At 69.5% G+C, this 21,489-nt stretch carries 20 protein-coding genes and 1 tRNA gene; 6 read left to right on the forward strand and 15 right to left on the reverse strand.

Translation table 11 applies throughout. The features are described from left to right. Nucleotides 1–96: 96 nt before the first annotated feature. Nucleotides 97–4,740: a DUF7507 domain-containing protein gene (locus BLW76_RS50355; RefSeq protein ID WP_091304903.1), complete on the reverse strand. Its 4,644-nt coding sequence runs from the start codon at nucleotides 4,738–4,740 to the stop codon at nucleotides 97–99. 105 nt (nucleotides 4,741–4,845) lie between these two features. Further along, a complete protein-coding gene (locus BLW76_RS06250; RefSeq protein ID WP_091304904.1) occupies nucleotides 4,846–5,316 on the reverse strand; it encodes a MarR family winged helix-turn-helix transcriptional regulator in 471 nt (156 codons plus the stop codon). Between the two features lie 73 nt (nucleotides 5,317–5,389). On the opposite strand from BLW76_RS06250, the gene BLW76_RS06255 reads away from it, so the two are divergent. Next, a complete protein-coding gene (locus BLW76_RS06255; RefSeq protein WP_091304905.1) occupies nucleotides 5,390–6,583 on the forward strand; it encodes an FAD-dependent oxidoreductase in 1,194 nt (397 codons plus the stop codon). On the opposite strand, the gene dcd is transcribed toward BLW76_RS06255, so the two are convergent. Together dcd and BLW76_RS06265 are read right to left on the reverse strand one after the other, a co-directional pair. After that, nucleotides 6,580–7,161, reverse strand: a complete 582-nt coding sequence (gene dcd / locus BLW76_RS06260) for a dCTP deaminase (protein WP_003058109.1) — start codon at nucleotides 7,159–7,161, stop codon at nucleotides 6,580–6,582. The genes BLW76_RS06255 and dcd overlap by 4 nt on opposite strands. A 22-nt stretch (nucleotides 7,162–7,183) precedes the next feature. After that, nucleotides 7,184–8,377 (reverse strand): oxygenase MpaB family protein, encoded by a 1,194-nt coding sequence (locus BLW76_RS06265; protein WP_167384490.1) that lies wholly within the window; start codon nucleotides 8,375–8,377, stop codon nucleotides 7,184–7,186. A gap of 110 nt (nucleotides 8,378–8,487) precedes the next feature. Between BLW76_RS06265 and BLW76_RS06270 the strand changes: the two genes are divergently transcribed. After that, nucleotides 8,488–8,558, forward strand: a tRNA-Gly gene (locus BLW76_RS06270). Nucleotides 8,559–8,652: 94 nt separating this feature from the next. Here the strand turns inward: BLW76_RS06270 and BLW76_RS06275 are convergent. The 7 genes from BLW76_RS06275 to BLW76_RS06305 all read right to left on the reverse strand — a co-directional run bounded on the left by BLW76_RS06275 (nucleotide 8,653) and on the right by BLW76_RS06305 (nucleotide 14,437). Further along, nucleotides 8,653–8,853, reverse strand: a complete 201-nt coding sequence (locus BLW76_RS06275; protein ID WP_208613228.1) for a hypothetical protein — start codon at nucleotides 8,851–8,853, stop codon at nucleotides 8,653–8,655. Nucleotides 8,854–9,495: 642 nt separating this feature from the next. Then, complete coding sequence (locus tag BLW76_RS06280) at nucleotides 9,496–10,248, reverse strand: ESX secretion-associated protein EspG (protein ID WP_091304907.1); 753 nt, start codon at nucleotides 10,246–10,248, stop codon at nucleotides 9,496–9,498. Nucleotides 10,249–10,313: 65 nt separating this feature from the next. Further along, nucleotides 10,314–11,576: a WXG100 family type VII secretion target gene (locus BLW76_RS06285; RefSeq protein WP_091304908.1), complete on the reverse strand. Its 1,263-nt coding sequence runs from the start codon at nucleotides 11,574–11,576 to the stop codon at nucleotides 10,314–10,316. Between the two features lie 2 nt (nucleotides 11,577–11,578). Next, complete coding sequence (locus tag BLW76_RS06290) at nucleotides 11,579–12,214, reverse strand: DUF3558 domain-containing protein (protein WP_341866468.1); 636 nt, start codon at nucleotides 12,212–12,214, stop codon at nucleotides 11,579–11,581. Beyond that, nucleotides 12,214–12,648, reverse strand: a complete 435-nt coding sequence (locus BLW76_RS06295) for a hypothetical protein (protein WP_143060542.1) — start codon at nucleotides 12,646–12,648, stop codon at nucleotides 12,214–12,216. Before BLW76_RS06295 ends, BLW76_RS06290 begins: the two co-directional genes overlap by 1 nt. Nucleotides 12,649–12,863: 215 nt before the next feature. Further along, the gene (locus BLW76_RS06300) at nucleotides 12,864–14,090 is read right to left on the reverse strand and encodes an RNA polymerase sigma factor (protein WP_091304911.1); all 1,227 of its coding nucleotides are present in this window, start codon (nucleotides 14,088–14,090) and stop codon (nucleotides 12,864–12,866) included. Further along, entirely contained in the window at nucleotides 14,087–14,437 is a 351-nt protein-coding gene (locus BLW76_RS06305; protein ID WP_043787244.1) for a YciI family protein, read from the reverse strand. The genes BLW76_RS06300 and BLW76_RS06305 overlap by 4 nt, the downstream gene beginning before the upstream one ends. 118 nt (nucleotides 14,438–14,555) lie before the next feature. Here BLW76_RS06305 and BLW76_RS06310 point away from each other — a divergent pair, with 118 nt between their 5' ends. Then, nucleotides 14,556–15,755: a cytochrome P450 family protein gene (locus tag BLW76_RS06310; RefSeq protein WP_244170069.1), complete on the forward strand. Its 1,200-nt coding sequence runs from the start codon at nucleotides 14,556–14,558 to the stop codon at nucleotides 15,753–15,755. Here BLW76_RS06310 and BLW76_RS06315 read toward each other — a convergent pair. After that, the gene (locus BLW76_RS06315) at nucleotides 15,752–16,402 is read right to left on the reverse strand and encodes a hypothetical protein (RefSeq protein ID WP_091304912.1); all 651 of its coding nucleotides are present in this window, start codon (nucleotides 16,400–16,402) and stop codon (nucleotides 15,752–15,754) included. The genes BLW76_RS06310 and BLW76_RS06315 overlap by 4 nt on opposite strands. A 106-nt stretch (nucleotides 16,403–16,508) precedes the next feature. Between BLW76_RS06315 and BLW76_RS06320 the strand changes: the two genes are divergently transcribed. Together BLW76_RS06320 and BLW76_RS06325 are read left to right on the forward strand one after the other, a co-directional pair. Next, nucleotides 16,509–16,886, forward strand: a complete 378-nt coding sequence (locus BLW76_RS06320; protein WP_091304913.1) for a nitroreductase family deazaflavin-dependent oxidoreductase — start codon at nucleotides 16,509–16,511, stop codon at nucleotides 16,884–16,886. A gap of 2 nt (nucleotides 16,887–16,888) precedes the next feature. After that, nucleotides 16,889–17,416, forward strand: coding sequence for a GNAT family N-acetyltransferase (locus tag BLW76_RS06325; RefSeq protein ID WP_091304914.1), 528 nt, complete (start codon nucleotides 16,889–16,891; stop codon nucleotides 17,414–17,416). 41 nt (nucleotides 17,417–17,457) lie between these two features. On the opposite strand, the gene BLW76_RS06330 is transcribed toward BLW76_RS06325, so the two are convergent. The 3 genes from BLW76_RS06330 to BLW76_RS06340 all read right to left on the reverse strand — a co-directional run bounded on the left by BLW76_RS06330 (nucleotide 17,458) and on the right by BLW76_RS06340 (nucleotide 21,162). Further along, nucleotides 17,458–19,149, reverse strand: a complete 1,692-nt coding sequence (locus tag BLW76_RS06330; RefSeq protein WP_091304915.1) for a bifunctional metallophosphatase/5'-nucleotidase — start codon at nucleotides 19,147–19,149, stop codon at nucleotides 17,458–17,460. Nucleotides 19,150–19,264: 115 nt separating this feature from the next. Further along, nucleotides 19,265–20,044, reverse strand: coding sequence for an alpha/beta fold hydrolase (locus BLW76_RS06335; RefSeq protein WP_091304916.1), 780 nt, complete (start codon nucleotides 20,042–20,044; stop codon nucleotides 19,265–19,267). A gap of 38 nt (nucleotides 20,045–20,082) precedes the next feature. Further along, nucleotides 20,083–21,162 carry a Gfo/Idh/MocA family protein gene (locus BLW76_RS06340; protein WP_091305793.1) on the reverse strand — a complete coding sequence of 360 codons (1,080 nt, stop codon included), beginning with the start codon at nucleotides 21,160–21,162 and terminating at the stop codon, nucleotides 20,083–20,085. Nucleotides 21,163–21,330: 168 nt separating this feature from the next. On the opposite strand from BLW76_RS06340, the gene BLW76_RS50360 reads away from it, so the two are divergent. Beyond that, on the forward strand, nucleotides 21,331–21,453 hold the full coding sequence (locus BLW76_RS50360; protein ID WP_279627658.1) for a hypothetical protein: 123 nt from the start codon (nucleotides 21,331–21,333) through the stop codon (nucleotides 21,451–21,453). The last annotated feature ends 36 nt before the right edge of the window (nucleotides 21,454–21,489 follow it).

Genomic DNA, 21,489 nt, shown 5'->3' on the forward strand with positions numbered 1-21,489 from the left:
CAATTACAGCGAGAACCCTACGAACGCACTGGTCACTTTTCCCGTCGGTGACAGGTAAGGATTTCAAGGCAATCGGACGCTGACGCGTTACTCCGTTCAGCCCATTCGGACGACGAACGTCGACTCACCGGAAGCACTCACCGGACGCCGGGTCGGGTCTTGACCGGAGGCCGTTGCTTTGCCGGTGAAGCCAACTTTGCCGGCGACCGTTGTGCAGGTGTACGAAATTTCGGCGTCGGCGGCCAGTTCGGGCACGGCGTGCGCACACGAGGGCGTGTGGTCGTCGACGACGCTCACGTCGGCGAGCGGGACGTCACCGGTGTTCTTGACCAGGATCGAAAAGGTGACGGTGTCGCCTTCCCGGACTTCGTAGGGTGCCGCGTCTTTCATGACGGCGATCCCGGGGTGGACGACGTCGACTTTTGCGTCACCGGTTGATTGCACCGCGCGACCGGTCGGGTCATTTCCGGTGATCTCGACGGCTTGCGCGAAGTCGTCGCCGGGCGCCTTGCGGGTGCAGGTGTAGGTCTTCACCGCTCCGGGTTGGACGGTGTCGAACTTGTTCGCGCAGGTGGTCTGTCCGTCCACAACGGACACTGCGGTCAGCGCGACGTCGCCGGTGTTGCGCGCGGTGACGGTGAAGGTGACGTCGTCGCCGGCGCGGACCGTCTTGGGCATCGCGTCGACGGTGAGCTGCACACCGGGATGGATGACGTCGATCTCGTCCGTGTCGGTGGCGGCGATCGGTGGGCCCACCGGGGCGTCCGCCGTCGCCTTCGCGGCGCTGTCCGCGTCGTCGGCCGGGGCGATGGTGGTGCAGTCGAACTGCTGCTTGGCTTGGGGTTTCAGCTCGTCGAAGGTCTTCGCGCAGGACCCGCTCCCGACGTTGACGGCGGTCAGCGGGACGTCACCGGTGTTGGTGACGGTGAGGGTGGCGGTGACGGTGTCGCCCGCGCGGAAGGGGCCACCGTGGATGTCCTGAGTGAGCTCGATGGCGGGGTGCAGCACGGTGTAGGCCGCGTCGTCGGTGGCGCTGACCTGGCGTTTCACCGGATCGGTGCCAGTTGCGGTGGCGGAGCTCACGAAACTGTCGGTGCCGGCGTCTACCTTGCAGGAGTGGCGCTGCCGGGCGCCGGGAAGGAGGGTGCCGATGGACTGAGCGCACGCCGGAGTGCGGTTGTCCACAAGGGACACATCGGTGAGCGGAACATCGCCGGAGTTGGCGACGACGAGGGTGAACGTGACGGTGTCGCCTTGGCGAACGCGAGTGGGCGAGGCGTCGTTGGTGACGGTGATGGCGGGATGGATGACATCGACTGCGGCCTCGGCGGCGGCAGTCACCGGACGATTCGTGGCATCGGTACCGGTGGCTTTCGCGACGGCGGCGAAGTCGGCGTCCCCGGCGGTTTGGGTGCAGCTGTAGGTGCGTTTCGCCTGCGGTTCGAGCCGTCCCAGGGACCTGACGCAGTCCCTCGCTAGCTCGTCAGCGACGGTGACGTCCTGAAGGGCGCTGTCACCGACGTTGGTGACGGTGACGGTCGAGGTCACGACGTCCCCAACGCGGACGACGGCGGGCTCAACGGCCCGGGCAACGGCAAGGCCGGGATGGATGACATCAACGGCGGCCCTGGCGTCGGCGGCGACCTCCGCACCGACCGGCGGAGTGGCGACGACCCGGAAGGCTTTGGTGACGTCATCGGCCGGAGCGGTCGTGGCGCAGGTGAAGTCGCGCGAGGCGCCGGGAGCGAGGGTGCCGTCGAGGGTTTGACTGCACCCGGTGGCCGGGGTGGGCTGCCCGTTGGCAACCCGTCCGTCGGGGACCTGCCCGCCAACGCCAGGCCGGCCGGCGCCTGACTGGTCTGCGCCGGTCACCGAGGCGCCGGGACTCGGCATGCCCGCGGCCCGGGCGCCCGCAGCCAGCGGGCCATCGGCTCGTCCGCCAGCGCCCGGCGGTGCGGCTGCCTGCCCTCCCGCGCCAGGCTGGCCGGCCTGCCCACCAGCGCCCCGTCCGTCGGCGACCCCGCCGACGCCCGGCGGAACCGCAGCCTGCCCGCCGAGCACCCGAGCACCCCCGGCCTGCGCATCCATCACCCGAAGGCCACCCAACGGCACGTCCCCCGCATTGCGCAGCGTGACGCGGAACGGCACCTTGTCGCCCTCACGGAACGGCCCACCCATCACCTCGGCCGTCACCGCGACCGCCGGGTGCTGCACCGCGAACGCGGCCTCGGCCGCCGCGGTCACCGGGCGGGCCGTCGGGTCCGTGGCCGTCGCCGTGGGCTTGTTCGCGATGCCCAATGCGCCCGCGGTCGTCGTGCACGTGTACTCCTGCTGCGCCTGGGGCTGGAGCGCGCCCAGCCGCCTCGCGCAGGCCGGGACCTGGTCGTCGGCGACCGCCACCTCCGTGAGCGGCACGTCGCCGGTGTTGGCCGCGGTGATCGTCCACGTCACCGTGTCGCCTTCACGCACCTCGGCCGGGGTGGCCCGCACCGCCAGCCTGATCGCCGGGTGGATCACGTCGACCGCTGCGTCGTCGGTGACCTTCACCGTGCGGCCGAGCTGGTCCTTGCCGGTGGCCGTCGCCGTCGTGGCGAGGTCGTCCGGTGGGGCCGGGGCCGTGCACGTGTAGGTGACCGCCCCGCCCGGGGCGAGCGCGCCGATCGCCTTCGCGCACGCCGGGATGCCGTCCGTCACGGCCACCTCGGTCAGCGGTGCGTCGCCGGCGTTGGCGACCGTCATCGTGAACGTGATCGGGTCGCCGGCGCGCGCGATGGCGGGCGCGGCCGCCGCGGTCAGGGTCAGCGCCGGGGTGATCACCGTGACCGTGGCCGACGCGGTGGCCGTGACGGGCCGGCCGGCCAGGTCGGTGCCGGTCGCCGTCACCTGGGACGTCGTGGTGCGGGACGGGTTCGCCGTGCACGTGTACGTCTGCGCTGCGCCCGCGGCCAGACCACTGAACGTGCGCGAGCACGCCGTCGACGTGTCGTCGGTGACCTGCACCGGGGCGAGCGGGCTGTCGCCGGTGTTGCGCACGGCCACCGTCCACGTGACCGCGTCGCCCGCGTGGATCACCGGCCGGTCCGCGGTCTTGGTGACCTCGACCGCGGGCGCGATCGTCGGCGCGGGCGCGTCGGCCGTGGCCGTCACCTGCTTGCCGAGCTCGTCGGTGGCCACCGCGGTCGCCGTGTTGACGCCGTCGGCGATCGGCGCCTTCGCGGTGCACGTCGTCGTGCGGGTTTCGGCCGGCGCGAGCGATCCGGTGAGCGCGCACGACGGTGTCTTCGGGTCGGCGACCTGCAGGCCGATAAGCCCCGTGTCGCCGGTGTTCGTGACCTTGATCGTGAAGGTCACGACGTCACCGGCGCGGTACGCGGGCCGGTCGGCCGTCTTCGTCATGCCCAGCGCCGGGTGGAGGACGTCGACGCGCGAGCTGGCGACGCCGTCGAGTGCGTCGCCGAGCGCGCTCGTGCCGGTCGCCTTCGCGGTGTTCGTGAAGTCGTCGGGCGGCGCGGTTCCGGTGCACGAATAGCTGACCGTCTGCCGCGGGGCGAGCGTGCCGAGCGGCTTGGCGCACTCCGGGACGGCCGGGTCGGTGACCTCGACGCCGGACGCCGGGACGTCGCCCGGGTTCGTCACGACGACGGCGAACGTCACCGGCTCGCCCGCGTGCACCTTCGGCCGGGTCGCGCGCACCGCGATCTGGAGTTCGGGCACCGGCACCGAAAACGCGAGGTTCTGCGCCAGAACGGTGTCACCGCTGGTGACGACGCCGAGCTTCGCGCTCGTCGCGCCGGCGGGGATGCTGTCGATGTTGAACGCCTTCGCGTCGACGCTGAAGTTGTTCTTCGCGCCCGGCGCCGCGGCGTTGTCGGCGTTGGAGATGAAGAAGTTCGACGTGCCGCCGGTCGCGGGCTCGGCGGCCGGCGTGCCGTCGACCAGGAACTGGTCGCCGGACGCACCCCAGTCGCCGTCGTACGCGGTGACGCCGAGGTGTGCGTCGGCGGCCGCCGCGCGGAAGCCGGTGATCGTCGTTTCGGCCGCCGGGGCGCCCGCGGTCTGCCGGACGTGCCCGTCGTAGACGACCACCTTGCGCTTGTTCGGCGCGAAGTCCGCGTTGCGCTCGGGGTAGGCGTACACGAGCGCGAGCGACCAGCCACCCGCGCAGTCGAAACCCTTGGGCGTCCAGACATTGCCGACCGTCACGTCGAACGCCGGCGGCACGCTCGCGAACCGGCTGGTCACGTCCGCGAGCGCCGAGTAGTGACTCCCGTCTTCGGCGTACCCGGAAGGCGCGATGTCCACGGGTTCCGCGCTGCCGACGGAAAGCCGCACGCTCTGCTTCGCCGGCGTCCCGGGCGGGGGAACCGCGCGGTCACCGCAGGTCAGGCTGCCCGCCCAGTTCAGCCGGGCGAACACGACGTGCGCACCGGGCGGGACGCCGACCGACGCGCTCGCCGAGTCGAACGTCGCCGGGTCGGCGTCGACGTCGGCCCACTGCATGAAGAAGTCGTCGTTGGCCAGGGTGTCCTTGCGGTCGGCGGTGTTCGCGCACGCGGCCGGGGTCGCGACCGTCCCGCCGGCCGGCGCGCCGTCGGCGGCGACCGGGCAGCGCAGGACGCCGTTGCCCGCGTAGACGAAGTCGCCGTAGACGACGGCGTCGTAGCCCACTGCGAAAGGTGGGCCGGCGGCCGCGCCTGCCGCCGGCACCAACGCCGAGGCCAGGAAGACCAGTGCCAGCACGAATATCGGGCGAAGCGGTCTTTCGGGCAACGGCACTCCTCGCCACCTCCGGGGTCGAGACGACCTTGGGAGCGTGGCACGAGCGCGGGTTTTACGCCTTCAAACTCACTCGTTCGTGGGGCCGGTCAGCTTCACCGTCGACTCGTGGGTGAGGGCGGTGGCGGCGCGGACGAACCCGATGACCGTCCGGAGCTCGTCGTCGGTGTAGCGGTCGCAGAGCTCGTACATGCCTTTGACGAGGTGGTCCCACAGGTGCACGGCGCTCGCAATGGACTGCAGGTCCAATGCGATGAGGATCTTGCGCCGGTCGTCGGGGTGCGGCTCGCGGTTGACGATGCCCTTGCGTTCGAGCCGGTCGATCATCGCCGTCACCGACGCCGGCGCGAGCCCCGACAGCCGCGCGAGGTCCTTCGGCGTCTGCGCGCCGAAGCGGGCGAGGTAGTCCAGGACCTTGCTCTCCACCGCCGACAGCCCCCGGGTCTCGGAGATCGCGGTGTGGAACATGACCGTCTCCGTCGACAGCTCCCGCGACCTGAGCAGGACTTCTTCGACGAGTTCCGTTCGCTCGCTTGACACAGCGGCCAGCCTAGCCCACTGTTTAGTTCGACAGAACGAATTAGTTCCTAAGACATTCGAGGGATCGAACGACATGACACGGGCACTGATCATCGGGGGCGGCGTCGCGGGCACGATCACCGCCATAGCCCTGCACGAAGCCGGACACCAGCCAGTGGTCTTCGAGGCTTACGACCGCGACTCCGAGGGCGTCGGCGCGTTCCTCACGCTGGCCGTCAACGGCCTGGACGCCCTGCTCCCGCTCGGCCTGAAAGACGTGGTCCGCAGCGTCGGCTTCGACTCGCCGCGGATGTCCATCGGGCTCGGCAACGGCACGCGGCTCGCCGAATTCCCGCTGGGCGGCGCGCTGCCGGACGGCACGGTGAGCCAGACGGTCCTGCGCTCCGACCTCTACGTCGCGTTGCGCGACGAGGCCGCGCGGCGCGGCATCCGCGTCGAGTACGGCAAGCGCCTGATCGACGCGAGACAGTCGAACACGCACGTCAGCGCGGATTTCGCGGACGGTTCCCACGCGGAGGGCGACCTCCTGATCGGCGCCGACGGCCTCCGCTCCCGGGTCCGCACGATCATCGACCCGCACGCGCCGTCGCCGCGGTACGTCCAGCTGCTGAACACGGGCGGGTTCGCCGAAGGACTGGACCTGCCCGACGAGCCGGGCGTGCTGAACATGGTGTTCGGCAAGCGCGTGTTCTTCTGCCACGTCGTCAGCCCGGACGGCCGCGTCTGGTGGTTCGCGAACCCGGCCCGCAGGACCGAGCCGACCGAGGCCGAGCTCAGCGCGCTCACCGGGGAGGACTTCCGGCAGGAGCTGCTGGACCTGGTGGCCCCCGACCGGACGCCGGCCGCCGAGATCATCCGCGCGACCCGCCGGATCTACCCGGCCTGGCCGACGTACGACTTCCCGACGGTCCCGGTCTGGCACCGCGGCCGCATGGTGATCATCGGCGACGCGGCGCACGCGACGTCACCGGCGGCGGGCCAGGGCGCCTCGATGGCGATCGAAGACGCCGTCACGCTGGGCAAATGCCTGCGGGACGTGCCTGATGTCCCCCACGCGCTGGCCGCCTACGAAGGACTGCGACGCGAGCGCGTCGAAGCAGTGGTCGCGGCGGGCAAGCGCAACGGCGACGACAAGGTGATCGGCCCGGTCGGCCGGGTCGTCCGCGACTTCTTCATCAAGCGGGCGTTCTCGAAGCCGTTCAAGGAGGACCCGAACGCCTTCATGTGGAACCACCGCATCGACTGGGACGAGAAGGTGGCGATCTAGCGCCAGGTGTCGACGCGGTGGAAGTTCTTGTACGCCCGGCTGGGGGTCGGGCCGCGCTGCCCCTGGTAGCGGGACCCGGCTTCACTGGAGCCGTACGGGTGCTCGGCGGAGCTCGACAGCCGGAAGATGCAGAGCTGGCCGATCTTCATGCCCGGCCAGAGCGTGATCGGCAGGTTGGCGACGTTCGACAGCTCGAGGGTGATGTGCCCGGAGAAGCCGGGGTCGATGAAGCCGGCGGTCGAGTGCGTGAGCAGCCCGAGGCGCCCGAGCGAGGACTTGCCCTCGAGGCGGCCGGCCAGGTCGTCGGCCAGGGTGACGAGCTCGAACGTCGAGCCGAGGACGAACTCGCCCGGGTGCAGCACGAAGGGCTCGTCGCCCTCCTTTTCGACCAGCGAGGTCAGCTCGTCCTGCTGCAGCTGCGGGTCGATGTGGGTGTACTTGCTGTTGTCGAAGACGCGGAAGAACCGGTCGAGCCGGACGTCGATGCTGGACGGCTGGACCATGCCGGCATCGAAGGGGTCGATGCCGAGCCGGCCGGCGTCGAGCTCTTTGCGGAGGTCACGGTCACTGAGCAGCACGGCCGAAGCCTATCCGGTGGGTTCAGGCGGCCCGCATGTGCTGCGCGTAGGTGGTGTCGGGCGCGAAGATCTTCTCGAGCCGCTTCACGTACCCGCGGCGCCCGGCCTCGCCGATCCGCTCCTGCAGCGCGGTGGCCCCCGGAATGAACCGCCGCACGGTCTCGGCGGCGAAGTTGACCCCCGCGACGGCGACGATCGCGGCCTGCGCGACGGGGTCGTTCGGCAGCCCGAGGAAGTCGGCGTTGGTCTTCCCGAGCACGAGCCGGCTGATCGACGAGTGCACGGCGACGGAGACGTGCGAGAGCACCTTCCCGACGGCCCCCCGCCCCTCACCGACGGCGGCGTTGGCCTGGATCAGCGCCTTGGCGAGCCGCTTCGAGTCGTCGTCCGGGATGAACTCGGTGGCGGCGAGCAGCCACAGCAGCCGCCAGGCGTCCTCTTCGGAGGTGGGCAGCAGCTCGTCGTCGACGCCCATGAGCCAGCCGATGTAGCGCCAGAGGTGCAGGATGTCACCGCGTTCGCGCGCGGAGTAGCGCAGGCCGAGCAGCTGCGTCCCGAAGACGTAGACGAGCGAGAAGAGCAGCAGCGTCCCGGCGGTCTGCACCTGGTTGACGGGCCGATCCCAGGCGGCGTAGTCCCAGTCATCCCGCCGGTTCATGGCGGCCCGCACGTGGGCATGCACGAGCCGGATCCGCAACGCGGCGGCGTAGCCTTTTCCGCCGTGCTTGAGGGCCCCGGGCGTGGTGACGTCGATCCACCAGGCGGCGGTTTCGACGAGCCGCCGCGTGGCCTTGTACTCGATCTCACCGGTGCCGACCAGGGATTTCGTGGCCCGCGATGCGAGGTAGCCGCCCATCAGAGACATGTCGCCGAGCGGAAAGAGCCCCAGCAACCCGGCCCGGGTGATGGCTTTCGCACCGCGTTCAAGCCGTTCATCATCAACCCAGCACGGCTTGGCGTCGACTTGGTCGAAGAAGTCCTTGAGCGGCCCGGACGCCCGGGCTCGGTCTTTCAGGGCCGCTTCGAACAGAGCACGCCCCTGCCCCTTGGGCTGCTGCACCATCCAGGCGACGACGTCGTCCGCGAGCCGGTCCTGCACCTGGGCGAACTCCCTGATGCGGGCGACCTGGCGTTCGTCACCCCGGATGTCACCGTCGATGAACAGCCGCTGGGCCAGCCGGAACCCGCCTTGCCGGAACAGCTCGGGCTCGTCCATCAAGCTCACCTCCGAAGTCGACAACAAGTGTTGTCACATGACGCGCACGAGTCAAGGAGGGAGGCCGCTGGACAAGGGGATCACGGTGCCGTGTATGCTGACGACGCACTGCGGATGTAGTTCAATGGTAGAACATCAGCTTCCCAAGCTGAATACGCGGGTTCGATTCCCGTCATCCGCTCTCAGAGCGAAGCCCCAGGTCACACGGTGTCTACTGTGGACCTGGGGCTTTCTCTATCTCCGCTGTTCACTTCTCGCGTGCCATTAATGTGCCATTAGCCGACCGGGACGGGTTGGCCGTCCTTGGACAGCCGGTCCGCGATCTGCTTGTCGGCGTCGCTGGTCGCCCGCTGGCAGATCAGGGCCGCCCGCATGTCGTCGTGGCCCATTCGCGCCATCAGGTCCTTGGTCGAGGTGCCCGCCTTCGACGCCCAGATGTTCCCGGCGTGCCCAGCTCGCTCACCCGCGAAGAGCAACGCGTCCTGCTGCGGCTTGACCCAAGTCTCCAGACACCAGCGCGCGACTTGGGCGGACCGACGCCTGCGACGGACGTGCTCGCATGGGGACCGTGACTTTGCGGCTTGGCCCTCGGGCAGGCCCAGTGGGAGGCTCTGCGCGTGGATCGGAACCGATGGACGGCCTCCTGGCCGGCGCAGCTGACTCCTGGACAACGAAGGTGGATTCTCGCTGCGGCCATCTCAGGCACAGTCGCAGTGGCCGGATTTCTCGTCGTTGCCGTGATGTCCGGCGCGTGGACTTCGTGGTTGTGGGCCGCTTTGTTCGGTCTCGGCTCGGGCTGGCATTGGTACCTCTACGTGAACCGAAGTCGCCAAGCACGGCAGCGTATGGCCGAAGCTGCAGGTCGTCAGGGCGTTCACCCCGAAGCCGGATCGTGACAACGGCCGGCAGCACCGCGTCAAGGCGTGCCATTCAGGCCGGTCAACCAAGGTCAACAGCGGTTCCCAAGCTGAATACGCGGGTTCGATTCCCGTCATCCGCTCTTATCGAGAAGCCCCAGGTCACACGCTGTGGACTTGGGGCTTTCTCTATCCCCGGTCTTCAACCGGAGACCGGCCCTTCTTCAGGCATTGATGACTTGGGGACACCAGCCGAACTCCTCACGCCAATGCGGTAGCGGTGTCGTTCAAGGTCTTCACGATCTCGCGGGGTGTGCCCGAAGCGAGATTCACATAGTCGTCACCAGTGAGGTAGGTCAGCACTCGACCCCGGCCCGTCAGATCGATCGCGGTAATCGGCGAACTGCGAAACCGACTTCCCTCAATACCCCGGACTGCGGCATACAACTGATGCAGCGCGTCACGCGGCGCTGCCATCGTGTCCAGCAGCAACTCCGCATCCCGAGTGTCCGGAGGTTCGGCGAGCGGGCTTGCCGGCCGCGCGTCCGGGTTCTCGTAGTCCTCCTGGCGAACGCTCACCGACCTGATGGCCGCGCCGTCAACATCGGGCAGTGTCTCCAGCAAGCTGCTGGCCAACCACTTCGCCTCGATCGGCTCGAACACCACCACATGATCGTTCACGATCACCCGCACCGCATCCCGCCCGCGCGAGGCCACCAGCACTGCGCAGGAGCTGCCGTCGGCGAACGCGCACCACGAGTAGAACTCGTGATCGGCGAACGCGATCGTCCGCAACGTGTCGGTCCACAGTGGGCTGAGCCGCCCGTTGCGCGCGGCGCGTTGCCGTGTCAACAACGTCATCGCGTGCTCGTGCTGCTCGCCGACGGCATCGGCGGGCATCCAGTAGTGCAGGTTGCTGCCCAAGACCGGGTGCGGGTCGCCGAGCTCGACCATCGTCCACGCGGTCAGCAGCACGGTTTTGGGCAGAGCAAGAGGTGTGTCGATCACGCTCACGGCGCGGTGTCTCCCACGAAGCCGGCAGAACAGCGGACAAGGAAGCGGGGACCAGGCGAGAAGCGTTACGTGCCGATCGTCGGTGGCACCGCAGGCAGGCCGTTCACGGGGTCGGTGATCTCGTTGCCGTCTTCGTCGAACAGCGTCGTGTCCAGCACATACTTGCGCTGATGCTCCTGGTCCTCCTCCGAGCCTTTGCCGCGGCCCGGTCCCGGAGCCATCCCGCTGGTGCCGGCAGGCCCGCGAGCGCCCGCACCTCGGCTCGGCACGGTGGTTCCGCCGCGCACGCCTTCCCCGGGCGCTCCGGCTCCGGTGCGGCCACCTCCACCCGGCGCTCGTCCCGCGCCGCTGTCGCTCCCGAGACCGCCCACACCACCCGTCAGGCCGCCCATGCCGAGATACGGGGACGAGCCGCCGCCGGTGCTCACTCCTGGTGCTGTCGGTGCCGGCAACGTGCTCGGCCCGACGCCGGTCGAGATCGGCGACGGCGTGAAGCCGGCTGTCGTGGTGTCCTGCCCACCCCGATCGCTCGGCAGCGGCTGCTCACCCCGGCCGGGAACGGTGACATCGCGAGCGCCGGCGATGTCGTGGCTGCCAGGTGTGGTGCTCGGCGGCGGCGGGGTCACATCAGCGCGTGACGTGACCGGCGTCGACGTGTCACGCCTTGTTCCACGCGGCTTCTTGCCCGCTGGGGTGTCGGTGACCGTGATAGCGCCACCGTCGAACGCACCCAGCTGCCCGTAGTCGACGGTCAGCTGCGAGCTGCCCGCACCGGCCTGCGCCTCATAGGTCTTGTAGATCGCGAGATTCTTCGCGGCGGTGTTGTTGTAGTTCCCGATCGCCGCTTCTGTATCCGTGGTCCACGGCGTCAGCACGTCCACGACACTCTTGTCCGGCCGCGGCGGCATCGGGTCCATCGTGTGTTTCGCAGTGTCGAACGAACCGGCAACCATCTTCAAACTGTTGCCGTTGCCGGTGAAGGTCGTCGCGGCGTCCGCGGTGACATCCCGAAACTTCTGGATCTTCTGCCGCGCCGCGTCCGACCCGGCACCAGTCCACGAGCTCTCCAGCCGCGTGAGCAGCCCGGACACCGTGTGATCGACGCCAGTGTGAGACTTGGACAACGCCGCGGCCTTGTCCACGCCCTGGTACCAACTCGCGGTGTTGCCGTTGCGGACCTGCTCCACGAACTCCGGCACCGGAACCGGTTGAGTTCCCACATCGCCGCGGAAGAAGTCCCCGACCGCATTCACCGCTCCGGAGACCATCTCTTCAGCGCCATGGGCGAGGTTCTTGATCCCGTCTTTCGCGTCATCGAGCAGGCTCACGGCTACGCTCCGGCCTTCTGCCGCAACGTTGTCACCACGGCGTCCGCCGCCTTCGGAGCTACCGAGCACGGGTCAACCGTGCCGATCTTGGCCCGGCTCAAGGCCAGTTCGACATCGATGGCAACATCGTTTGCCAACCCCACACTGACCCCGCAGGTCCGTTTCGGGTCTCCACCGTCAGCGGACAGATAGGCCACGGCAGGATATCCTTGGATGTCCGGCAGAACGTTCCACACCTTGGCCTGTGGCTTGGTGTTGGCATAGAGGTCACTCAGGCCCTGATGGGTTTCGGTGATGAAGAAAACTGTCACAACGGCGGTCGTGTCGGGGTTCGCCCAGTCGCATTTGCGCCCGAGGCCGGGTGCCGTTCCGGGCTGACCCGTGACCTCAACACCCAGCGCTTCTTTGACTTGAGCCGGCGTCAGGGCGTCGGTGCACGGATCACCTGCGACCACGCTCGCAGGAAGAGGGTTGGAAACATCGGGAGCACCTGCGTAGGGCAAGGTGTGCGAGGCTGACGAGCCCGAAGGGGTCGTGACGGGGCTGGGCGTGCCGGTCGACGTCGGTTTCCCGGAGCAGCCGGCCAACGCCATTGACGCGACAACTCCAGCACACACAGCCATGAATCGACGGGTCATCAAGCATATCCTCCGCTGCTCTGCCCAGCACCCTGGACTGTTTCCTGAGCGTTCGCTTCATTGCTGCGCACGATGCCCAACGCGTCCTCAAGGCGCTTGGCCAACTCGTCAAGATAGTCCAGTTCCACCTGAACATGGCCGGCGCCGTAGGCGAATGCGGCAGGCTGGCCGTCCTGCCGGCGGGTCAAATTTCCGTGGTATCCGGAAGTCACCTGGTCCCGTGCCGGCGGCGTGATTCTCGACAACGCGTTCGCTTCGTTCTGGATCTTTGCCAGCTCGACAGTGAGCGCATTGATCTGCTTGAGCATCTCTTGCGCTTCGCCCCGGTCAAGCGTGAACCCTGGACCGGCAGGAACGCCGACAACTGCTGCCGCCTCAGCCACCCGATCGCCGACATCCCGAATGGCGAAGCTGACGTCACTGAGCCAGCCCACGCGCCTCACCCCTCATCCAGTTGCCCGGCCCCTCTGCCCAGCGCGACCGATCACCCTGGTCGGCTAGACCGATCAGACGCACCTGTCACCGTAGCCGATCGCTCACCGCGCGTAGAGTGTTACGGGCTGGTAAGTGCACCAACGGCGCCACCGAGGAAATCTATCGGCCGACCGACCAAGACGAACGCGCCGCAGCCGGCAACTCTTCACCCCCGTCATCCGCTCTCACCGAAATCCCGGGCATTCCGTCCGGGGTTTTCGCTTTCCATTCTGGCCCGCAAATGCGCCACATGAGCGGCAGGCAACCCGGTTTCCTCCGCACGCTCCAAAGCCGACCCTGCCGCCGCAGACCCCAAGCGGTGCAACAACTCCGCCCGCGAAGCGTGCCACCACGGGTACTCCTCCAACCCCGGCAACGCATCCACCAGCACCAAAGCCGCGGCTGCGCCATCCCGCTCCGCCACCGCCGCCGCGCGGTTCAACCTGATCACCGGCGTGTCCTGGATCGACAACAACACGTCGTACCAGGAAATCACCGCGTTCCAGTTCGTCTCGGCGTATGACGGTGCCAGGTCGTGGCAAGCCGCGATCGCCGCCTGGATCACGTACGCGTTCGGCACTTCTGGTGTCCGGCGCAACCCCCGGCCCAGCAGCTCCACACCTTCCTTGATCAGCGATGCGTCCCACAACGAACGGTCCTGCGCAGCGAGCAACACCGGCACCCCCGAAGCGAACCGGGCCGCGCGGCGGGCGTCCTGTAGCAGCACCAAGGCCAGCAGTCCCAGCGCCGTCGGCTCGTCCGGCATCAGGGAAACCAGCAAGCGGGCCAGGCGGACGGCCTCGGAAAGCAGCGCCACGCGGCCCGTGTAGCCCTCGTTGAAGATCAAGTACACCGTTGACGCGACGCCGGCCAATCGCGCGGGCAACTCCTCCACCGCGGGCACCCGGTACGGGATTCGCGCCTGAGCGATCTTCTGCTTCGCCCGCGTCAGCCGCTTCGCCATCGTCGCCTCGGGGACCAGCAGGCCGCGGGCTACCTCCGCGGTCGACAAACCGCCCAATGTCCGCAGCGCCAATGCCACCTGGGCTTCCAGGGACAACGCCGGGTGACAACACGTGAAGACCAGCCGCAGCAGGTCGTCGCGGACCGAAAGGGGGTCCGGGTGGGGGTCCACCGGTGGCATCGCCACCGCCTCCTTCCCCTGCCGCTTGGCTTCGCGGCGGGCCACGTCCACCGCGCGGTGGCGGGCCGCGACCAGCAGCCAGCCGCGGGGGTTGGCGGGGACGCCGTCGCGCGGCCACGTCTCCAGTGCGCGCACGACGGCGTCCTGGACCGCGTCCTCGGCCAGGTCGACGCTGCCGGTGACGCGGACCAGCGTGGCCAGTACCCCGGTGCCCTCGGCCCGGACCAGCCGCGCGACCGCGTCCCCGGCGCCGGTCACTTGCCGAAGTCGACGACCGGACGGACCTCGATCGCGCCGTCCCACGCGCCCGGGATGCGCGCCGCGACCTTGACCGCTTCGTCGAGGTCGGCGCATTCGAGCAGGTAGAATCCGGTCAGGGCTTCCTTCGTCTCCGCGTACGGGCCGTCGCTGGTGACGATGTCGCCGCCCTTGCCGCCGGTGACGCGGACCGTTGTCGCGGTCGCCGTCGGGTACAGGGCCGCGCCGCCGCGGATCACCGCCGCCGCTCCCGCGCCGAACTCGTCGTAGTCCTTCATCATGTCCGTGGCTTCGGGCGTGGTCGGGTCGATGTCCGTGGCGTAGATGATCGCGGCGTACTTGGGCATGGGGTGCTCCTCGCGGGTCCTGACCGGCGCCGGTCGCCGGCTCTCACTGTAAGGACGAACGGGCGAAGCCGCGCCGGGACACTTGCCGCGGAGAAAGTCCGGCGGGCAGGGTGGGCGCATGGGAGAGCCCGCGCTGTTCGGTCCGGACTTCGACCGCGACCCCTCACCCGCCTACGCCTGGCTGCGTGAACGACCCCCGCACCGGCTCGACTTCCCGACCGGCACCTGGGCCTGGCTGATCACCCGGTACGCCGACGCCGTGACGGCGCTCAACCACCCCGCGCTGGTCAAGAGCCCCGCCGCCGGCAACGAGGAGTGGCAGCGCTCGGGCATGGGGCTCCCGCTCGACCACCGGCCCTCGCTCGCTTCCAACATGATCAACACCGACCCGCCCGAGCACACGCGGTTGCGGCGCGCCTGCGCCGGCGCGTTCGGCCCGCGCCGGATGCAGAGCCTGCGCGAGCGCGCCCAGCAGGTCACCGACGAGCTGATCGACGCCGTCGAGGCGCGCGGGCACGGCGACCTCGTCACGGACCTCGCCTACCCGCTGCCGATCGCGATCATCTGCGACCTGCTCGGCGTGCCCGAGTCCTACCGCGAGGACGTGCACGAGTGGTCGCTCGTCATCGACTCGGCCGACGACACCGACGGCTCGAAGGTCCGCGAAGCCACCGACGTGCTGGAGCGGCTGGTCACCGAGGTCGTCGACGCCAAGCGCGCGACGCGGGGCACCGACCTGATCAGCGACCTGGTCGCGCAGGAGGCCACCGGCACGCTCTCCGCGGACGAGGTGACGTCGACGGCGTTCCTCATCCTGATCGGCGGCCACGAGACGACCGTCGGGCTGATCGCGACCGGCGCGCTCGCCCTGCTGACGCACCCGGACGAAGCAGCGAAAGCCAGAACCGACCCCGCGCACCGCGCCGCCGTCATCGAAGAGACGCTCCGGCTGCACGCGCCGCTGCAGAACGCGACCTGGCGGTTCCCCACCGAGGACGTCGAGATCGGCGGCCGGCTCATGCGGCCCGGCGACCCCATCCTCGTGTCCGTGCTGGCCGCCAACCGGGATCCCGCGGTGTTCGAAGACGCCGACGTCTTCCGGCCCGGCGACCGCAAAACCGAGCGGCGGCACATCGCCTTCGGCATCGGGCCGCACCTGTGCATCGGCGCGGCCCTGGCCCGGCTGCAGGCCGATGTCGCCTTCGAGACCCTGCTCCGCCGTCTCCCCCGAGCGCGGCTCACCGTTCCCGAAGAAGAGCTCACCTGGTGGCCGAGCCCGATCACGCGCGGGCTCTTCCACCTGCCGATCGAGGTCTAACCCTCGACGAGCTCCCAGTCGGACTCCGGCGTCGCGCGGTCGTAGACCTGGCCGGGCGCGGCCTTCAGCACCGAACGGACGTCCGGGTACAGATTCGCGACGTGCTCCAGCTCCAGGCCCTCGACCTCGAAGTCCTCCGCTTCGGGGACCTCGAAGCCGACGAACAGCCAGGTGCCGTCCTGCTCGCGGACGACCTGGCGGACCGCGCGCACCGGCTGCTGCGACCCGGTCGGGATCTCGGTGAGGCCGCTGCTGATCTGGGCCTCGTCGTCCGGCGAGCCCTCGTACTTCCAGGCCGCGCGGCGCTGGGCCAGCAGGCGGATGTCCTCGTCCTCGTCGTCCGAGCCGGTCACCGACGAGAGCAGCCACGTGCGGCGCTCCGGGTCCCAGTCGGCGGCCATCCCGGTCGGGAGCTCGGCCAGCGCATCCAGCTGCGGCAGCAGCTCGACGGCTTCGCGCAGCGACATCTTGCCGAAGCTCTCGCGGTTGACCAGCACGTCGTCGGACAGCTCGGTGCCGTCGCTGATGAACCAGTCGTCCTCGTCGTCCAGGACGACGAAGCCCAGCGCGTCGGGGTCGTTCACCAGGGCCAGTGCGATGATGACCGGCCCTTCCGGGTCCTGGCGCAGCGGCCATTCGGTCGACATGCGTGACATCCCACCATCGGCGCGGTGCGCGCGGGGAGCCGGGGTCACCCGATCGGTTAATTCATCGACCGTTGATCTTTCGTGGCGGCGGGCCCATCATGGGCGCATGGTGCTCTCGAAACGGGTCGCCCGCTTCAACCGCGTCGCGACCAACCAGGTTCTCAAGCACGTCGCCGGCTGGGCGCCCGGCTTCGCCATGGTCGTCCACAAGGGACGGAAGTCCGGCCGCGAGTACCACACGCCGATCAACGTCTTCCGCACGAAGGACGGTTTCGTCGTCGGGCTGACCTACGGGCCGGAGGCCGACTGGGTGCAGAACGTGCTGGCCGCGGGCGGCTGCACCCTGATCAGCCGGCGGGAAAAAATTCACGTGCGCGGCGCCGAACTCGTGCACGATGATGCGCGGCGGGCCATGCCGGTCCCGATCCGGCAGTTCCTCGGCTTGATCGACGTCAACGACTTTCTGCTGTTGAAACGGGAGTAGACATGCTCGAGGGGGAACTCGTCCGGCTGCGCGCACTGGAGCCGGAGGACGCCGAACGGCTGCACCCGTGGACCCACGACGCCGAGGTCGGCCGGTGGATGATCAACGAACACCCGCTCTCGCTGGCCCAGGTGCGCAAGCGGTGCGAGGAACGCGCGCTCAACACCTACGAGAAGGTCGTCCTCGGCATCGAGGCCAAGGCCGAGCGCAAGCTCATCGGCGTCATCGACCTGCGCGACGCCGAGCCCGAACACGGTGAAGCCGAGCTGGACGTCTACATCGGCGACGCCGAGTTCCGGGGCGGCGGCTACGGCACCGAAGCCCTGCGCCTGATGTGCCGCTACGGCTTCAACGCCATGCGCCTGCACCAGATCACGCTGTGGGTGGTCGCCGAAAACGAGGCCGCCCGGCACGTCTACCGCAAGATCGGGTTCGTCGAAGAGGGCCGCCACCGCGAATCGTTCATCGACGCCGACGGCGAGCGCCACGACATGATCCTGATGAGCATGCTCAAGGGCGAGCTGAAGTAAGGCCGCGCCGCCGGAAGCCCGGCGGCGCGGCCTTGGTCGTGCTACGGCAGGCGGGTGATCCGGTCCGCCGCGGGCGGCGCCAGGTTCGGGTGCGCACCCAGGTAGGCGATCAGCGCGTCGAGGTCCACCGGGCCACCCGACAGGCTGGTGCCCTTGGTGAACTCGGTGAAGCCGTCCCCGCCGGCGGCGAGGAAGTTGTTCACCGACACGCGGTACGACGCCGCCGGGTCGACCGGCGTGCCGTTGACCGTGATGGCCGTGATCCGCGAGCCCTGCGGCGCGGACGCCGAGTAGCTGTAGTGCAGCGAGCTCGAGATCTGCAGGAAGCGCGTCACCGTGCCCTGCCACTGCTGCTCCAGCACGTTCTTCAGGTTCGCGCCGGTCAGGGTGATCGTCTGCATGATGTTGGCGAACGGCTGGACGGTGAACGCCTCGCCGTAGGTCACCACGCCGTCGCCCTCGCCGTTCGCCGACGATTTGTACGTCAGGTCGGCGCGGATGCCGCCCGGGTTGGTCATCGCGATGACCGCGTTGTTCGACTGCGTGCCCGCGAGCTGCGCGTCGGCGATGACGTCGCCGAGCGACGACTCACCGGCCGCGTTGCCCGCCGCCGGCAGGTCGGCGGTGATGCTGCCGACCTGCTTGTTCGCGATCGGCGCGGACTTGGTCTTGGCGTCGGCGATCAGCGCCGCCACGGCCGGGTCCGGGGTGACCGTGCGGGTGACGATCTCGTTGAACGCCTTGGTCTGCGAACGCACGACGTCCCGCGTCTTGCGGCTGATCTTCAGGTCGATCACCGACAGCAGCCGACCGAACGACGAGCCCTGGATGACCGGGCGCGGCTGGCCGGCCGGGTCGTTGATCACGCAGTTGTACTGCTGGTGGCTGTGCCCGGTGAAGAAGGCGTCGACCTTCGGCGTCACCGCGGCCGCGATCGCCGCGGCGGGGCCGGGCCGCAGCCGGCAGTCGTTCGGGCCCTCGACCTCGGTGCCGTCACCCTGGTGCATCAGCACGACCTGGGCCTTGACGCCGAAGTGGTCGAGCAGGTTCGCGGTCCGGTTGATCGCTTCGACCTCGTCGCCGAACTTCAGGCCCTTGATGGCCTCCGGCGTGACGACGGTCGGCAGGTCCTTCAGCGTGGCGCCGATGATGCCGATCGGGACGCCGCCCTCGAACTTCACGGTGAACGGCAACAGCGCGGGCAGGCCGTTGGTGAAGTACACATTGGACCCGATGAACGGGAAGTCCGCACCCTTGAAGGTCTTCTCGAACTGGCAACCGTCGGTCGGGTGGCAGCCGCCGAACTGCATGCGCTGCAGTTCCTTGTACCCCTCGTCGAACTCGTGGTTGCCGACGACGGACGTGCTCACGCCCAGCATGTTCAGGAAGTCGATGGTCGGCTCGTCGTGGAACAGCGCCGAGATCACCGGCGACGCGCCGATGTTGTCGCCGGCGGACACGACGAACGAGTTGGCCACCTGCGCGCGCAGCTGCTTCACGTGCGTGGCCAGGTAGGCGGCCCCGCCGGCGTCCACAGTGGTCCCGTCGGACTGGATGACGCGCCCGCTGGAGCCGGACGGCGGTTCCAGGTTGCCGTGCAGGTCGTTGAACCCGATGATCCGGACGTCGGTCGTGGGGTCCGGGCGCTGGCCCGCGGACGCGGGTGCGGTGGTCACCGCCGTCGTCGCCAGCGCGGCCGCGGCCAACACCGCGAGCCGGGTCGAAAGCCTCATGAGTTGTTTCCTCCGATTCGCGCCCAAGGTCCCCGAACGGGCGCACGGCGGAGGATTCTGCCTCGCGAAGCAGTCACCTACCAGGGTCAAAAGACGGACGTGAAGCGAATGTCACCTAACGGCTTCCGTCGAGCAGCACCCGCGCGACGAGCTCCGGGTCGTCGTTCATCGGCACGTGCCCGCAGCCCGGCAGCAGCCGCAAGGTGCCGTGCGGCGCGACTTTCCGCAGGTCGGCGACGCGCGGCCGGGCGAGGATCCGGTCGTGCTCGGCCCAGGCGATGGTCACCGGCACGCCGGTGACCGGCCCGGTGAAGCGGAACCCGCCCCGCGACTGGGCGGCGGTCGGCTCGAAGCCCGGCGCGCTGGCGAGCGCGTGGGCGTCTTCGACGACGGCGTCGGGCGTGAGCAGCTCGGGCCGTCCGACGATCATCCCGGTCAGCGCCCGGCGTCCGGACGCGCTCGCGGCGATGCGGCGCACGACGTGCGGCGGCGTGCGCTGCGCGAGCGCGCGGTGGGCCTTGAGCGTGGCGATCGCGTAGATCTTCTGGGTCCGGTTCCACAGCCCGGCGGGCGACAACGCCGTGACGCTGCGGACCAGGCCGGCCTGCCCCAGCGCGAGGGACAGCAGGCCGCCGAGCGAGTTGCCGGCGACGTGCGGGCGGTCGAGCCCGAGCTCGGTGAAGAGCTCCTTGAACATCACCAGCGCGGGCTCGATGCCGTACCCGCCGGCCGGTTCGGGCGACTCGCCGAAGCCGGGCAGGTCGACGGCGATGACGTCGCGATGGGCCGCGAGCAGCGGAAACACCGGCGCCCACGCCTGACGGCGGTGGCCGATGCCGTGGATCAGCACCAGCGGTTCGCCCCGGCCCGCGCGGTCGTAGACAACGTCGTCCATGGCCCGAGGGTAGCCGAATCTGCGACCACCGGTAACAGTTACTTTGCGTCCAGTTCGATCCGGGTGCCGCTGTCGGCCGACCGCTGGACGGCGTCGAGCACCCGGTGCACTCCCACGGCGTGCGCGAAGTCCGGCAGGTCGCCCTTGAGGTGGCGGGCGTAGGCGTGCGCGACGTTGTACGACGGCTCGGCGCTGCGGCCGGCCAGCTGCGGCAGCTCGTACCGCGCGGGCACGGTGAGCTTCTCGAGCGTGCCGGTGCGGCTGCCGCGCAGCGTCAGCTTCGCGATCCAGAACAGCGGGTCCGCGGCCTCGACGACCAGCGTGCCCTCGGTGCCGTTGATCTCCCAGTGGAAGTTCGTGGCCGGCGACGTCCCGCCACGCAGGTGCAGCGACGCGACCGCACCGCCGGCCAGCACGCCGGTGACGGCGATCTGGTCCGGCGCGGTCATCTCCACGGACTCGCCGGTGACCTCGTCACGCACCCGCGGCCGGACGGTCGCCATCGTCGCGGACAGCTCGGCGAAGCCGCCGAGGACCATGGCCACCGTGTCGACGGTGTGCGCGAACGGGATGGTCAGCATCGTCGCCCCGCCCGCGGGGTGCAGCTGGTAGTCGCGGCCGGCCCGCACGCTCGGCCCCCAGTTGGCGCCGGACGCGATCAGCGACGTCGAAAGCACGCGGCCGACGTAACCGTCCTTGATGAGGTCACGCAGGTAGCGCAACGCCGGCGCCGACCGCCCCTGGAGGCCGACCGCGGTCGTCTTCTCCCTGGCGGCTTCGGCCAGCGCCTCGGTTTCGGCCAGGCTGACGCCCAGCGGCCACTCGCTCAGCACCTGCTTGCCGGCGGCCAGCGCGGGCTCGATGAGCGCCCGGTGCTCGGGCACCTTCACGGCGACCACCACGAGGTCGACCTCGGGGTGCCGGGCGAGCTCCCCGGCGTCGCCGAAGGTCAGCGGCACGCCGTACTTTTCGCCGGCCACCCGCGCCGAGTCCGCGCTGCTGCCGCTGAGCGCGCGGAGTTCGTAGCCGTCCACCGCGGCCAGCGCGGGCACGTGCGCGGTCGCGGCCCAGCCGCCGTTCGCGCTGAGCCCGACGATGCCGACCCGGACCGGTGCCATGAGCGTTCCTTTCGTTGCCTGCACGGTGCCTTTCAAGAATTCCGACGTGCCGAGCGTCGTGCTCATTCCCGCATCCGCGCAAGCAGCATCCGGTTATGTCCCCCATGACTTCGGTAACACCGGCTCCGGCGGCACCGATGTGGAGGCATTCCGACATGTGGGGGAAAGATGGGCATCGAGGTCGTCGTCCTCGTCGTGCTGGCGGTCGTCGTCCTGCTCATCGGGGGCACGGTGTTCGGTGCCTGGCACGCCGAACGCGGCGACGACCGCGACGACGACCCGCACCCCTGACCGATCGGCCGCGCGCGGGTCGGCCGAGTGGCCGAG

It is taken from the genome of Amycolatopsis tolypomycina (genome assembly GCF_900105945.1).
Classification (GTDB): domain Bacteria; phylum Actinomycetota; class Actinomycetes; order Mycobacteriales; family Pseudonocardiaceae; genus Amycolatopsis; species Amycolatopsis tolypomycina.